Here is a 14593-nt window from a genome sequence, read left to right on the forward strand (position 1 = left end):
CAGCAGTATTCCTTTATTAATATGAGAGGTGTTTAAATGGATGAAATTGCATTTGACGAAAGTGAAACACTCCCGAATTTTGCTGGCCTGCTTCATGACGCTCGCAGTATCTGGATGCAGGCCGATCAGTGAAATTTCCGCTGTGCAAGTGGTAAGTCAAGGAGGGGTGAAGGCTTTAACAACAGATAAGGCCAACTATAAACCCGGTGAATCTGTGAGCTTCTCCCTCCAGTTGAGTTCGCCGGCGCCTAAGGCGGAGCTGATCATCCAGTACCGGCATTTAGGTGAGAAGATTGGCAGTCAAAAGGTGAAAACGGATGAAGGTCAGGCCTCCTGGAGCTGGACTCCACCCAAGGAAGACTATAAAGGATACATGGTGGAAGTTTTTGTGTCCCGAGATAACAAGATTACAGATCAGATGAATATTGCGGTTGACGTTTCCTCGGATTGGAGCAAATTTCCGCGTTATGGTTACTTGTCTGATTTCCCGAGTATGGGTCAGGGACAAGTGGAGAAAGTCATTGAACGCTTGAACAGATTCCATATTAATGGAATCCAATTCTACGATTGGCAATACAAGCATCATGACCCGATCAAAACCTTTGACGGCAAACCTGCGAAAGAATGGGAGGATATCGCGAGCAGGAAGATTTCCTTCAATACAGTGAAAAGCTATATCAATCTGGCCCACAGCCGAAATATGAAGGCCATGAATTATAATCTCATTTTTGGCGCTTATGAGGATGCGGCCAAAGATGGGGTCAGTAAGGAATGGGGGTTGTTTAAAGACCGCGACCTAACTGATCAGGATAAGCATCCACTTCCGGGCTGGATCAGTGATATTATGCTGTATGACCCGAGCAATCCTGAATGGCAGAGCTATCTGGTTGCGAAAGAAAAGGGAGTGCTTGAGCACTTGCCGTTCGACGGATGGCATGTTGATCAATTGGGAGACCGGGGAACGCTCTATAATTCGGAGGGGCAGATCGTCAAGCTTCCGCAAGCTTACGTTTCATTTCTAAAAGCAGCTAAAAAAGAGCTGGACGTCGATTATGTCATGAATGCGGTTGATCAGTACGGACAAGGATTACTGGCGGCATTGGCACCTGTTGATTTTCTCTATACAGAGGTCTGGTCCTATCCTGAATATGGGGATCTGAAAGAGGTTATTGACAGCAATAACCGCGCCGGCAGAAATAAATTAAATACGGTCCTAGCTGCTTATATGAACTATGAGCATTCCAAATCCGGACAGGGAATGTTCAATACACCGGGCGTGCTGCTGACGGATGCAGTGATATTTGCATCGGGCGGGTCTCATCTGGAGCTTGGGGAAAATATGCTGTCAAATGAATATTTCCCCAACAAAAATTTGTCTGTGCCGCCTGAGCTTGAAGCACAGCTGATTCGTTACTACGACTTCCTCACAGCTTACCAAAACATTTTACGGGACGGCCTGAAGAATTTGGAGCTTAAGGTCTCCGGGTCGGCAGACGTTGAAATCAAACCGCAACCTGAACAAGGGAGAATTTGGTCGTTCACAAAGCACAAGGCTGATACTGATATTATTCATTTCATCAATTTCATCGGTGCGACAACGATGGAGTGGAAGGACAATCAGGCGGAGCAAGCTGAACCGCCCGAGCTTGAAAAGGTGGACGTTGTCTTCCCTGCGAAACGGAAGGTAAGCAAAGTCATGTTTGCTTCCCCTGATTATTATCAGGGCTCCCCAATCATACTGAAATTTGAGCAGAAGGATGGAAACGTATTCCTGCAACTGCCGAAACTAAAATACTGGGATCTAATCACCGTCGAATACGAATGATGGAGCTTAAGCTTCAACGAAATCAATATGCAAATTATGGAGGGTCTTATGAAAAAGAGAATAACTGTTGTTTCTTCAATCATGTTAGTTTTCTCACTTCTGCTATCCGCTTGCTCCGGTAACGCTAACACGAACTCGGCAAATGTAAACAACTCGGAAGTCTATGGTGGAAATAATCAGAATACAGAAGGCCAGGAAGCCGAAACGAACTGGACAGACGAGGATGGAAACGGCGTAGCTGACTGGCAGGAAAAGCAAATTGAACTGGATTATGCCATGCGCTTCTACGGTGAAAATGATGATACGAACCCGATGTTCTTGAACATCCGCAAATTCATGGAGAAGTATCCGAACATCACGGTTGTCCGTGATTCCCAGTTCGCCATTGAGCAGTCAGATACGGATGAACTCGAAATTCTGACGGCGAGAGCGATGGAGGGAACGCTGCCCGATATTTTCTATTCGCCGCTGGCCGCCGAATCCTATGACCGTGAGCTTACGCTAGACTTAACATCCTATCTTGACAAAGACCCGGAGTCCAAATGGATTTCTGAAAATGCGAAAAGTTTTATGACCACGTATGACGGGAAGGGGATTTATGGGATTCCGTTCCAGTCTGTGTCCGAATTCCCTGCAGTAAACCTGAATCTGCTGAAGGAAAATAATATCGCTATACCGCCTTACAACTGGACCTATGCAGATTATGAACACCTGCGTTCGGAGGTCGCCAAACTTACTCCGAATAATCCGGTGTTCCCGGGAGGCATCGGTTTTATCGACCATGGCCCACACTATTTTGACGGTATTCCAAACGGCTGGAAAGGGTTTAACTCCGAAACCAAGAGATTTGATTTCGCGAACAGCAAGAAATACGGTATGTGGCTAGACCAGTTCGCAAAGGAAGATAAGCAAGGCTTATGGTTCTGGGATTTGCCGGAAGATGTCCGGAAGAAGAAGGTTGGCGAATCTACCAACCCTTGGGCAGACGGTTTGGAAGCGGTCGGAAACTTCTGGCTGTATTCACTGAGTACGGATGTGAATGAAATGATCAAAACCCGGAAAATGGATATCGATATTTACCCGATGCCGACTGCACCTGAGGGGGGCATCACGGATCTGCATGGATATTATGACACATTAAGCTTGTCCAGCGCACTGGATGAAGATCCGGTCAAAGCTGAAGCAGCCTATCAATTGCTTAAATGGCTGACCTACGGCGAAGAGGGGTTGAAATCCCGCTGGGCATTGATCGACGAGTATATGGGTCTTCCCGAAGATGCGCCAATACGGGCGGAGGATCAGCTGATGGACTTCATTCAGGGCTGGCCGGTTACGACCAATCCTGAAGTATTGAAGAACCACCCCCTGGTTAAGGGCTTCCCGGAAGATAGTGAATTGGCCATCTTTAACTTCCAGGCATTCCAGAATGTCGACTTCCAGCAAATGCTGTCCAATCCGGTGCCTTACCCGAGACAGCTTCCGGGCGTCGTTAAAGCTTATGATACCTTGAACCCGTGGGAAATCAGAAATCAGATCAGAGACAAAGGCAAAAAGTACAGTGATGTCGCAGCGGAATGGGATTCAATGATGAACAAAACGCTTGATGATTACCTGGGCGAGTATAACGCTAAATAAAACAAACACTGCAATACCCATAACTACCGGTTAGGCGGAATCCGATCGGTAGTTATGGTCACTTTAGTAAAACTTGACGATGTAAGGTTGTGATCAAGTGCAAACCAAGGGAAAAATCGGGTATGTAATAGCCGGTTTTGGATTCATTGCAGTGGCTGCCGGAGTACTTGCCGTCAGCTTAACGGATAACGATGCCCGAACCGTATTGTCGCAAGCCGAATCTCAACGGAGCATAGCGGCTGTCGAGGCCTATATGACCAACAAAAGCGGTGACAGTAACTACTACAATGTTCTCAAACAGTGGACCAAAGACCAGGTTGCTGCTCCGATACTGCCTGAGAGCATTCCAATGAAGCTTGTCAAGGGCGGGCAAATCTATAGTTCTTCGCGAAGTGAAGGCTATGGCGGCGATGTCCTTTACGCTGCACCAAAGGATGTTCTGACTTATGAAGTAGAGGTCCAGGACGAGGGTCTGTATGAAATTTGGCTCGACGACTATATTTTAGAGCAGTCTACTTTAAACCCTGAGCTCCAGGTAGAGATCAACGGCAAGAAGCAGTATAACGAAATGAATGAGCTGAAGCTCGCAATAGATTGGAAAACACAGAATACGGAGCACAAGGTTGACCGTTACGGGGACGAACTGACTCCCAAGTCGGTGATCTCTGCGTCCTGGCGGAATGAAGGACTTTCTGATCCTAACTTCTTTTATACGGAGCCCATGAAATTCCATTTGAACAAAGGCAAAAATCTTATTTCGTTCACGCTGAAGGAGGGATATGTGCTGATCGGGAAGGCGTGGTTGAACAATACGGCCAGTCCCGAGCTTTCTTATAAAGAATATGCGGCGGCACATGGGGCAGAGAAGCCGGTTTCAGAACCTGTTGTGACGATTGAAGCCGAAGATATCGCCGTGAAAAGCAGACAAAGCATTCGGGCCAAATATGTCCGTAATTCGAGTATTACTCCCTATTCATACAAACACCGGCTGTTGAATGTGCTGGATGGTTATTCGTTCGGAGAAAGCGGTGACAAGGTCTCTTATCCGCTTGAGGTTAAGGAAAGCGGCTTCTATCATCTGACCTTCAAGTATTCCCAAGATACCAATAACGGGATGCCGACACACCGGCGTATTGAAATTGACGGAGAAGTTCCCTTCAGTGAACTGAAGTCTTATTCATTTGACTATTCCAGCGGCTGGACGAATGCAACTCTTCAGGATGAACAAGGTGTTCCTTATGAAATATATCTGGAAAAAGGGAAACATACCCTGTCGCTGTCCATTGATAATACTCGGATAAGAGATATTTATCATGAACTGCTCAAAACGGCTGAGATGATTGATTCCACAAGCCAAAGCGTTAACCGCTTGACAGGAGGGCTTGTCGATAAAGAGAGGAAATGGAATATACAAAAATATATTCCTGAAATCTCAACCTATCTGGAAGGAATTTCTGCAAAGCTTGAGGAGCAGAAGCTCGCCCTGATCGAAGAGACAGGTAATAGGGATTTACCTGCGCTGTCACAGCTTGAAGTAGCCAAGCAATTGGTGGAGGAATTTATTGGGGATTCGAATGAGCTGCCCCATTACATGGGCAAATTTATGGGCGACCAATCCTCCGCTTACGGACGGATTAAATCGGTCCTGCCTATGCTGGTGTATAATCCGATGCATCTGGACAAGATCTATGTTGGCAACAGCGAGGAATTGCCCAAGGCAGATTCCGGCTTGCTTACAAGCTCTGTCGAGAATGTTAAAGCTTTCTTCTATTCCTTTGGCAATCCCCGGTATGCAAAGGCCGGAGAGATAGATGATGACACGGTTGAGATTTGGGTCAATCAGTCCAGATTGTATGTAGAAATTATGCAGCGGATGATCGATGAGGAGTTTACGCCTGCTACTGGAATCAAGATCAATCTGTCCATATTGCCGGACGAAAACAAGATCGTGCTCTCCAATGCGGCTAACAGCACCCCTGATGCAGCGATGGGTGTCAGCTTTGGCAAACCCTTTGAATTGGCCATTCGGGGAATTATTGAGGATTTAAGGGGTTACGACGGTTTTTACAAATTGGCTGAAGAGTTCCATCCTGGAGCGTTTATTCCTTTTATTTACGATGAAGGTGTTTATGCATTTCCGGAAACTCAGGATGTCAAGCTGTTATTCTACCGGAAGGATATCCTAAAATTTCTGGGTGAAGAGCCTCCGCAGACCTGGGAGGATGTAGCGGGCCTTGTCCCAATGCTGCAGAAATATGATATGAACTTCTATACTCCGCTGGGATCAAATAATTCCTTTAAGGGATTCGATACCACGACGCCATTTCTATACCAGTTTGGCGGGCAATTGTACGATGAAACCGGAAGTAAGACCGCCATCAACAAAGAAGGCGCCTACAAGGGTTTTGAATTCATGACAGACCTATTCACGGTCTATAACGTGCCGATTACAACCTCAGAATTCTTCCAAAACTTCAGAAACGGGAAGGCACCAGTAGGAATTGGCGATGCTAATACCTACATTCAATTGAAGTATGCTGCACCGGATCTTGCAGGACAATGGGGAGTTCTTCCGATTCCGGGTGTCAGAAATGATGCGGGTGTAATTGAACGCTGGGATCCTACGTACGGCTCCTCCAGCATCATTTTTAAGAACAGTGACAAGAAAAAGTCGGCTTGGGAGTTTATCAGGTGGTGGGAAAGCGCAAATGTGCAAAGTGAGTTCTCTTACAATATCAAATCGACCCTGGGAGAGAAGTTCCTCTATATGACTGCGAATTTGAAGGGCTTTGCCGACAGTGCATGGCCTTCCGATTCGAAGGACGCGATCATGGAGCAGTGGGAATGGATTCAAGCGACCGGGAAGGTCCCGGGCGATTACGTGGTGGAACGTGAGATCAGCAATGCATGGAATGCGGTCGTCTTTAGTAAGCAAAATCCGCGAACGGCTCTGGATAATGCGGTCAAAACCATCAACCGGGAGCTTGAAAGGAAGCTGAAGGAATTTGGGTACATTGCTGACGGGAAATTGGTCAAACCCTATAAGGTTCCGACCATTGATAATGTAGAGAATTGGGTGAGAGAAAATGGAAAGTAGCCCCCCGATTAACCGGAGATTGAAGCCTGGCCTGAGCGGAAAAACCGAAAGCCGCTTTAAACGCGTAGCAGATTCTCCTTATCTGTTCATCATGCCTTATGCCATATTGTTTTTGTTGTTGATTGTACTTCCGGTAGTCATTGCCGCGGCGATGTCATTTACGTACTTTAATACCGTTGAATTCCCTAGATTTGTCGGGTTCCGGAATTACATCGACTTGTTTACAGGTGATACGGTGTTTCTCCAGAATGCGGTGCCGAATACGCTGCTGTACGGCATTATCGTAGGGCCCTTCGGATACATGCTGGCTTTTATGCTGGCATGGATGCTGTCCCAGGTGACTCACAGAATGAGAACCCTGTATACCGTTATTATCTATTCTCCTTCCATAACAGGCCCTGTCATGATGGCGGTTGTATGGAAAGTGCTGTTCAGCGGAGATCAGGCCGGCTATCTAAACTACTGGCTGCTGAAGCTGAACATCGTCCGGGAGCCGGTGCAATGGTTGCAGTCTCCGGAGCTGTTGATGCCGATCATGATATTTATCGCGCTTTGGGGAAGCATGGGTGTAGGCTTTCTGGCGATGCTGGCTGGTCTGCTCAATATTGACAGGACATTGTACGAGGCTGCTTATATTGATGGCATCCGCAACCGTTGGCAGGAGATATTCTACATTACGATTCCGTCCATGAAGCCGCAAATGCTGTTCGGTGCAGTGATGGCTATTATCGGCACATTTAATGCAGCGGGGATGGCCGCTACACTTAGCGGAGGGACACCGCCCCCCCAATACGTTGGATGGCTGATCGTTGACCATGCCAACGATTTCGGTTTTGTTCGTTATGAGATGGGCTATGCCTCTGCGGTTACTGTAGCTTTGTTATGCATTGTTATTTTATTCAACAAGGTCAGCTACAAGCTGTTCGGAGAATAAATAAATAGTGTTTATCCTTTCGTTAGTGTGGTGAGAAGAATGGTCAAGTTCAATCCCGATAAACTGCATAAAGACCAGCTGGGCTTTCATATATTTTTGCTTGTGTTGTCCATATTTATGGTCCTTCCGATTGTGTTTATTATTAATAATTCATTCAAACCGTTTACGGAGTTGTTTGCGTATCCGCCTAGGTTTTTCGTAAGCCAGCCGACTTTTGAGAATTTCCGTCTACTGCTTCATTTTTCGGCGGAATCAGGACTTCCGTTATCCAGATACGTATTTAACAGTGTCCTCACGACAACGATTGTTATTCTGTCGACGTTAGCGGTTAGTTCCATGGCGGCCTTCGGACTGTCGAAGCTGCATTTCAAAGGCAAGGAAACCTTTAACAAGATTAACACGCTGGCTCTGATGTTTGTGCCGGTCGCTGTAGCGATTCCGCGTTTTCTCATTATTGAGAAAATGGGTGTGTTCAATACCTACTTCGCGCACATTATCCCGATGCTGGCGATGCCAATAGGTATTTTCTTGCTCAAGCAATTTATGGATCAGGTTCCGGATGATCTGATTGAAGCCTCCAAAATGGATGGAGGAGGAAACTGGCGAGTATATTGGAGCGTGATGCTGCCGATGGTGAAGCCGGCCCTCGTGACTGTCGCGATATTGACCTTCCAGGCCAGCTGGGGCAATGCTGAGAGCTCTGCCAATTTCATGAACGATGAATCCCTGCGCACACTGCCCTTCTACTTGAACACCTTGGTGGCGCAATCGGGGAACATCGTTGCTGGGGCGGGATTGTCGGCCGTAGCCGGACTAGTCATGTTCCTGCCGAATCTGATACTGTTTATAATTTTACAAAATAAGGTCATGGATTCCATGGCTCATACGGGGATTAAGTGATATGGGAAAGTGGACAATGCAAAGAACGCTGAAATTGGTGACGGTTGCGCTGATCATGGTGTTTCTCAGTACGTCACAGGCTTATGCGGCCTCGGATGCTCCCTACTTCACTTACACCAGTGACAGTGAAGGGTATACGATCCGGACGCAGGACGCCTATACGCCAGTCACGCAGATTGGAGAAATCAACGGGCAAAGACTGGATACGCCCGAGCATGTGTTTGTGGATGAGCAAGACTACGTATATATTACGGACAGCGCATTGAACAAGGTATTTGTTTTGGACGGGAAATTACGCTTCTACAAGGAACTCACAAGTGATAAGTTCTCCGCAGTCCAAAGCACATTTGTAACGAAGGATTCCATCTATGTGGTGGATGCCGGGGCAGGACAGATTTATATCTTTGACAAATCCTCTTTCGCATTCAAAAAGGAAATCAGCAAGCCGGATTCGCCGATTTTTACTGAAGGCTACGATTTTAGCCCGACCCATATCGCGGTTGATTTAAGAGGCAATATTTACGTAAGAAGCGCTGGTTCGGTCAACGGTCTGATCATGTTGAACAGGGATGGAGAATTTATCACTTTCTTTGGAGGGAATCCGTTAAAGGTTCCTTTTCTTGATCAATTGCGGTCCAGTCTTCTGACCAAGACTCAGAAAGACAAACTGGAGAAGGTTCTTCCTGACGTTCCCAGCAATTTAGCGATTGACAAGAAGGGCTTTATTTACACTGTTACATCTTCTGTGGAATCTAACCCGATCAAGAAGTTCAATGTCTCGGGAACGAATTATTATCCGGATGGTATCATCGGGACCTATTCCATGGAAAGTGTATGGGTTGGAGGTCATAACACTGTCTATTCCGTGAGCTCGGATGGCTGGATCTTTGAATATGATGCCAATGGCAACCTGCTCTTTATGTTCGGAGGGAAGGATTTCAACTCCAGCCGCCTCGGGCTTCTGAATCGGCCTGTAAGCATTGCCTCCAATTCGACGGATGAAGTGATCGTAGTCGATCAAGGGATGAAATTGCTCCAAATCTACCGTTCGTCCGAATTCTCAAGTGCGGTACATCAAGCAATGGACGCCTATCAGAACGGGGAGTACGCCAAGAGCCAGAAGCTTTGGGAATATACGTTGAAATACAATTCAACTTTTGACAAGGCGCGAATTGGTCTGGGTGAGGCTTACCTTCGGGATGGAGAGGCTGGTGAGGCCTATGAAGAATTCAAGGATGCCCAGTACAAGGCAGGCGTATCGGAAGCATTCTGGGAAATCCGCCAGTCCTGGCTGCAGAACCATCTGGATGTTATTTTCGCACTGTTACTTAGTTTATTGATTACTGGATATGCCCATAAATTTACGAACCGGAAATATCAATATTGGACCAAGATTAAGGATCGGCTGAAGGTTATCTACAAGGTCAAAGTCATTAGCGATCTGATGTTTATCTTCACCTTTCTGAGGCATCCGCTGGATGGATTCTACCAAATTAAATATCAGAACAGAGTATCCAGAAAATCGGCCACTCTGATCTACATGCTGATATTCGCCGTATTCATTCTGCATCATGATCACACCAGCGGTCTGTTTGTTGAAAAACAAGGGTACTTTCTTCATCAGTTATGGATCATTTTCGGGCTTGCGGTGTTATGGATGGTTTCCAATTATCTCATTTGCTCCATCAGCGATGGGGAAGGTAGATTCAGGGATGTCTATAATGCCACGGCATATGCGCTGAGTCCAATTCTGGTTGTTTTGCCTCCGCTTGTTTTGTTCAGCAACGGCTTGACGCTGGAACAATCGGTCTTCTATCACTTGCCGATTCAGGCCATGATGCTATGGATTGCCTTTCTGATGTTTTTTATGATCAAGGACATTCACAGCTATGAGGTTGGAGAGACGGTTAACGTCGTGTTCAAGAGTACGTTTACGATGCTTATCATCGGATTGTTCCTGTTTGTATTGTACTCGCTGGGCAGTCAATTACTTGATTTCGGGTATGACGTGATTACGGAGGCGAGCAAAAAATGGTAAAGAGATGGTTGAAATACGGAATAGTTCTTCTGATTGCAGCGGCACTCGGTATAAATTATTTAATTGGCGACAGCCAGAAGATCGAATACGGCATAGCCGCTGCCCAGAATGATTATAAAGATATTATTGTGAACAATGCACAGCAGACTTGCTTCAATAGCGGCGCTGCCGCCGGCAGTGCCGCTCCAATTCCGGCTGCCTTCAGGATGGTGGCCGGCAACGAGAAGCTGGAGCTTTATCTGGAGGAAGAAACGGCAGCCATAGCGGTTAAGGACAAGTGCAACGGCAGCACGTGGTTCTCTTATGATGTCAGTGTGAATACGAAAGGTAACAAGTACAGCAATGAGGTTGCAGCCTATATTAAATCCGGGATTTCCATTGTCACGTATAACAAATTCACCTCCGGCCGAAGAACTATATTGGGAGATAATGCGAAGCTGACTTACCAGTACAGGGACGAGGGCTTTACAGCAACGATAGATTTCGCCAAGGCTAAGATCAAGTTTGACCTTGTTGTTGCACTGCAAGAGGGAGATTTAATTATTCATGTCCCGCGCAGAAGTATCGAGGAATATAACCCCAAGCTTGGCAAGCCGGGAAACAACGACATCCGGCTAAGCGAGATTATTCCATATCCGTTTTTTGGCAGTGCTACTCATAAAGAGAACGGTTATATCGTCTTGCCTGATGGGGCCGGAGCTATTGTGAAGCTGAGAGAAATTCCGAAGTATGCGACTGGCTATTCGGCACCTGTCTATGGTCCGGATCCGGGATATGAAGATACTCCGGAGTTCACACCCAGGCGTACCGTTGTGAAGCCGCTTGAACGGATAACGCTGCCGATTTATGGCATTATTCATGAGGAAGGCCGCTCCGGCTTGCTTGTGATTGCCGAGGGCGGTGAGGGGTATGCGAATTATAATTATGTATCCCGTGATTTGCAGACGAATTTCTATCAGTCCTATTTTACTTATACCTATCGTACACAGTATGCGCAGGTGCAGAGTCGGACAAATCAGGAACAATCTGTTCTCAGCTTTCAGGAGGAGCCGAATCGGTTTGAGCTGGTGCAGCGCTATGTTTTTCTGGAGGGCGACCAATCGAACTATGTCGGGGTAGCCAAGGGCTTCCGCAGCTTCCTGATCCAGCAAGACGGGCTGCTGAAACAAGATAAGGGGAGAACACACGACCAGGTTCCGATGAAAATTGATTTCGTCAATAATGAATTGGCGATGGGAACACTGGGCGTGGAGAACGTACCGGCAACAACCTATATACAGGCGCAGGAGCTCGTAAGGAAATTGAAGGAGAAGGGTTACTCAGAGCTGAGTGTTTCATTCAAGATGTTCGTCAAGGATGAGTGGGCTTATCGTTTCACCATGATGAATCAGCTTGGCGGAAGCAAGGCGTTTAAAGAAGCCGTGGATTATTTCTCCGTGAATGATATCAAGTTCAGCCATTATGTGGACTACGCGAGATCCTGGTACGAGGAGACGAAATATACGGCGAGCAAGTTAAACCGCAAGGATATGAGCGTGCTGAATGAAAACAAGGCACAGTATAATTATCTGAATAATCCTAAGTACTATTCTTTCCTCGCTGAACGGGATCTGGAGACATTCAAGAAATATAAGATCGGCGAACTGGCCCTGGACGGATTCGGGAATAGTCCATTTACTCACTATGATCATGGAACAGTCGGTTATGCGAATGAGGGAATGGCGTACACTGAGAAGACTCTGAAGTATTTGAATGATAATGGAATTAAAACAGGCCTGTATATGCCTGATGCTTATCTGTTCAAATATGCCAGTGATTATTACGACACGTCGATCGTATCCTCCAATCTGATTTTCATTGATGCTACAGTTCCATTGGTGCCGTTAGTCCTGAGCGGTTATATGGATATGTATTCGCCTTACATGAACTTCTCATCCAATGATGCGGAGGCCATTCTTAAGCTGATTGAATTCGGGGTATTCCCTTCGTTTGTACTGACAGGTGAATCGACGTATGAGATCAAACGGACAGGTTCAAGTGATGTCTATGTCTCGCAGCTGAAGACTCTGGAGGACCGTATTGACAATTATTATTCGGTTGTTAGTGAAGCTCTAAATAATGTAATGGGTAGTGTAATGATCAACCATACGATCATTGACGACGGTGTTGTCCTTGTAGAGTACGACAACGGCCGCAAAATAGTGATTAATTACAAGGATACGGAGTATCGCTATCAAGACGTTAGAATTAAATCAAAAGGGTTCGTGATTCTATGAAATTGAGCATAAAAACCAAGCAAGGTTTAATGGGCGTTCTCTTTATAAGTCCCTGGATTCTCGGTTTTCTAGCCTTTGTCGCTTATCCGCTGTACAGAACGATCTATATGAGCTTCTACAAGGTATCCTTCGGATCGAAGTCCGGGTGGAGATACAATTGGGTGGGTATAGAGAACTACAAACGAATCCTGTTAGAGGAGCCAGACTTTGTCGTTGAAGCACAAAATTATTTTATCGGCACATTAGTGTATGTCCCGGTTATTATTGCTCTGTCCATTATTGTGGCGATGCTGCTTAACCAGAAAATAAGGGGAAAGGCAATCTACCGGTTGATGTTCTTCCTGCCGATTATTATCTTGAATGGAAAACTGATTGAGAATATGAGCACATATGGAGGCATGTCCATCACTGCCAATCACTTCATCCTTGAGACGCTGGGGACGATTATTCCATCTAAGGGAGCTTTGCTGCTGATTGTGAATCTGTTTGAGCTGATTCTGCAGTTGATGTGGTATAGTGCAGTGCCAATCCTGATTTTCCTCGCGGCGCTGCAAAAAATCAGCAAGGATATGTACGAAGCGGCATCCATCGACGGGGCATCGCCGTGGACTTCTTTCTGGAAGATTACCTTGCCCACCATTTATCCACTGGTAAGCATATGCGTAATTTATCTGGTGGTTTTCCTGGCAAATTTTGATTTGAATCCGATCAATACCATCATTATGGAGTCCAAATTCGACGGGTCCAGACGTGAAGGCTATGCTTCCGCGCTATCCCTGCTGTATTCCTTAATCCAAATCGCACTCATACTTATCCTGTATTTTGCGACCCGCAGCAGAAATTCCAAAGAGGGGGTGGCCAAATGACTCAACAACCGGTCCAAATCAAGCCGTATAAGCAATTGAAGCAGCAAATCGGAAGAAGCACGCCTCCGCTCAAGAAGTTTCTGTTCGGTATGCAGATCAGCGACGGATTCGTATATAAGGCGGCAACCTATACGATTCTGACTATCTTCGGATTTATATTCCTGTATCCGCTGCTTTATATGTTATCGGCCAGCTTCATGTCAAACGTGGACTTGGTCGACAGCACGGTGAAATGGCTGCCTAGCAGTCTGTATACGTTCAACTATGAAATGACCTGGAAGGCATTGCAGCTGCCCGGCTCATTCCTGACAACGACTATTGTGGCGGGTGCTTCGACAATAAGTGTAATCATTTCTTCCGCTCTAGTGGGCTACGGACTAGCGCGTTTCCAGTTCAAAGGGAAAAATATCGTGTTGCTGCTGCTGTTGTTCACCTATATCGTCCCGAAGACTTTGTTTTTTATTCCGCGGTTTCAGATTTTTATGGAGCTCGGTCTGAAGGGGAATCTGGGTGCGCTTATTATACCGGCATTGACCGGACAGGGAGAGCAGGCGGCTTTGTTTATTTTGATCTTCTTCCAGTTCTTCAAAATGATTCCGAAGGCGCTGGAAGAGGCGGCATTTATCGATGGGGCAGGTGCATTCAGAACGTTCTGGAGAATCGCTATCCCTATGGCGGGGCCGGCCTTTATTATCGTAGGCGTCTATGCCTTTTCGCTCTATTGGAATGAGACCTTTCTGACTTCATTCTATCTGGACGGCAAAATTCGGACGGTTCCGATGCTGCTCGGAGATCTACAGAACACTTACGGCGCTGCGGTCAAAGCCAGTCAAAGCGGAGACTTCAACCAAAATCCGAATTTGAACTTTACGGAGGCGAAGGCCTTTGCGGGAACGTTATTATCCATTATTCCGCTCGTTACCTTATATCTGATTGTTCAAAGATGGTTTGTGGAGAGCATTGACAAAACAGGGATTACCGGGGAGTGACAACAGAAGGAAGAAGGAACAAATCTGTCGGGG

The 14593-nt window shown here is 46.4% G+C and carries 9 protein-coding genes; all 9 read left to right on the top strand.

Translation table 11 applies throughout. The features are described from left to right. The first annotated feature begins 40 nt into the window (after nucleotides 1-40). Nucleotides 41-1825 (top strand): glycoside hydrolase family 66 protein, encoded by a 1785-nt coding sequence (locus tag NST74_RS07055; RefSeq protein WP_341111150.1) that lies wholly within the window; start codon nucleotides 41-43, stop codon nucleotides 1823-1825. Nucleotides 1826-1873: 48 nt separating this feature from the next. Continuing rightward, nucleotides 1874-3460: an ABC transporter substrate-binding protein gene (locus NST74_RS07060; protein WP_042125234.1), complete on the top strand. Its 1587-nt coding sequence runs from the start codon at nucleotides 1874-1876 to the stop codon at nucleotides 3458-3460. A gap of 97 nt (nucleotides 3461-3557) precedes the next feature. Further along, a complete protein-coding gene (locus tag NST74_RS07065; protein WP_341111152.1) occupies nucleotides 3558-6557 on the top strand; it encodes an extracellular solute-binding protein in 3000 nt (999 codons plus the stop codon). Further along, nucleotides 6547-7491 (top strand): carbohydrate ABC transporter permease, encoded by a 945-nt coding sequence (locus NST74_RS07070; protein ID WP_341111153.1) that lies wholly within the window; start codon nucleotides 6547-6549, stop codon nucleotides 7489-7491. Before NST74_RS07065 ends, NST74_RS07070 begins: the two co-directional genes overlap by 11 nt. A gap of 39 nt (nucleotides 7492-7530) precedes the next feature. After that, nucleotides 7531-8391 (top strand): carbohydrate ABC transporter permease, encoded by an 861-nt coding sequence (locus tag NST74_RS07075; RefSeq protein WP_076119313.1) that lies wholly within the window; start codon nucleotides 7531-7533, stop codon nucleotides 8389-8391. Between the two features lies 1 nt (nucleotide 8392). Further along, nucleotides 8393-10429: a YIP1 family protein gene (locus NST74_RS07080; protein WP_341111154.1), complete on the top strand. Its 2037-nt coding sequence runs from the start codon at nucleotides 8393-8395 to the stop codon at nucleotides 10427-10429. Further along, nucleotides 10423-12705 carry a DUF5696 domain-containing protein gene (locus NST74_RS07085; protein WP_341111155.1) on the top strand — a complete coding sequence of 761 codons (2283 nt, stop codon included), beginning with the start codon at nucleotides 10423-10425 and terminating at the stop codon, nucleotides 12703-12705. The genes NST74_RS07080 and NST74_RS07085 overlap by 7 nt, the downstream gene beginning before the upstream one ends. Beyond that, the gene (locus tag NST74_RS07090) at nucleotides 12702-13571 is read left to right on the top strand and encodes a carbohydrate ABC transporter permease (protein WP_341111156.1); all 870 of its coding nucleotides are present in this window, start codon (nucleotides 12702-12704) and stop codon (nucleotides 13569-13571) included. The genes NST74_RS07085 and NST74_RS07090 overlap by 4 nt, the downstream gene beginning before the upstream one ends. Next, nucleotides 13568-14560, top strand: a complete 993-nt coding sequence (locus NST74_RS07095) for a carbohydrate ABC transporter permease (RefSeq protein ID WP_341111157.1) — start codon at nucleotides 13568-13570, stop codon at nucleotides 14558-14560. The genes NST74_RS07090 and NST74_RS07095 overlap by 4 nt, the downstream gene beginning before the upstream one ends. Nucleotides 14561-14593 lie beyond the last annotated feature (33 nt).

Origin of the sequence: Paenibacillus sp. FSL F4-0125, from assembly GCF_038008565.1 — a bacterium.
Taxonomy (GTDB): Bacteria; Bacillota; Bacilli; order Paenibacillales; family Paenibacillaceae; genus Paenibacillus_AQ.

What these genes read in the sequence shown, in the direction of transcription:
- NST74_RS07055 (WP_341111150.1), top strand. Translation starts at nt 41, where the DNA reads ATGAAATTGCATTTGACGAAAGTGAAACACTCCCGAATTTTGCTGGCC.
- NST74_RS07060 (WP_042125234.1), top strand. Translation starts at nt 1,874, where the DNA reads ATGAAAAAGAGAATAACTGTTGTTTCTTCAATCATGTTAGTTTTCTCA.
- NST74_RS07070 (WP_341111153.1), top strand. Translation starts at nt 6,547, where the DNA reads ATGGAAAGTAGCCCCCCGATTAACCGGAGATTGAAGCCTGGCCTGAGC.
- NST74_RS07075 (WP_076119313.1), top strand. Translation starts at nt 7,531, where the DNA reads ATGGTCAAGTTCAATCCCGATAAACTGCATAAAGACCAGCTGGGCTTT.
- NST74_RS07080 (WP_341111154.1), top strand. Translation starts at nt 8,393, where the DNA reads ATGGGAAAGTGGACAATGCAAAGAACGCTGAAATTGGTGACGGTTGCG.
- NST74_RS07085 (WP_341111155.1), top strand. Translation starts at nt 10,423, where the DNA reads ATGGTAAAGAGATGGTTGAAATACGGAATAGTTCTTCTGATTGCAGCG.
- NST74_RS07090 (WP_341111156.1), top strand. Translation starts at nt 12,702, where the DNA reads ATGAAATTGAGCATAAAAACCAAGCAAGGTTTAATGGGCGTTCTCTTT.
- NST74_RS07095 (WP_341111157.1), top strand. Translation starts at nt 13,568, where the DNA reads ATGACTCAACAACCGGTCCAAATCAAGCCGTATAAGCAATTGAAGCAG.